Source organism: Lachnoanaerobaculum sp. MSX33, from assembly GCF_000512995.1.
Lineage (GTDB): Bacteria > Bacillota > Clostridia > Lachnospirales > Lachnospiraceae > Lachnoanaerobaculum.
This window is the reverse complement of the sequence record NZ_AZXX01000029.1, coordinates 1-590: the sequence shown is the minus strand read 5'-3', so window position 1 is coordinate 590 and position 590 is coordinate 1. Positions and strand designations below refer to the sequence as shown.

General features: G+C 30.7%; 1 protein-coding gene. It reads right to left on the bottom strand.

Annotated features, from left to right (window positions below; translation table 11 throughout):
* Positions 1 to 334: hypothetical protein (locus HMPREF1495_RS03490; protein WP_034212089.1), on the bottom strand; the 334-nt coding region annotated here is incomplete at its 3' end.
* Positions 335 to 590 lie beyond the last annotated feature (256 nt).

Below are 590 nucleotides of genomic sequence, written 5' to 3'. Positions count from 1 at the left end.
CACATGGATATTCAGAGGCTTCACCTATAATCTTTGCATTGCTTATCTCACTCCATAAATACTCACTTCTTTTAAACGGAAACTGATTTATTAATATCTTTTTATCGCTTACTTCTGTTTTTGTAAATAAAACAAATACTAAAAAATATATTCCGAGACTTGAACTTAATAATAGCAACGGCAACACACCCGCCCACTTCGTCTCCAGAATTTCTGATGAGCCTACTTTACATAAAACCCAAATCATCATAATAGTAATGTATATATACAAAAATATTGCAATCAGATATTTTTTACCCGGTCTTATCACTATTTTACTATCCTTCGTTTTCATCTTCCTACCCCTTCATTAAACTCTTTTTAGCAGTAAAATCCACATACTTTCAGTTTTATTCGGCCACCCGGCTCAAAGCTAAAGCTTAATTGTATAAATCCGCCAACATACTTTATAGCATTGACCTCTTTATTACAACAACCGACAAGGCTATATAATGTAAATTATATTTTAATAATACTGCCTTGATACTTATATTTTATCAAATCTTTTATTAATATTCATCACGATTTTGCTGAAAATTATCAGCTTTATT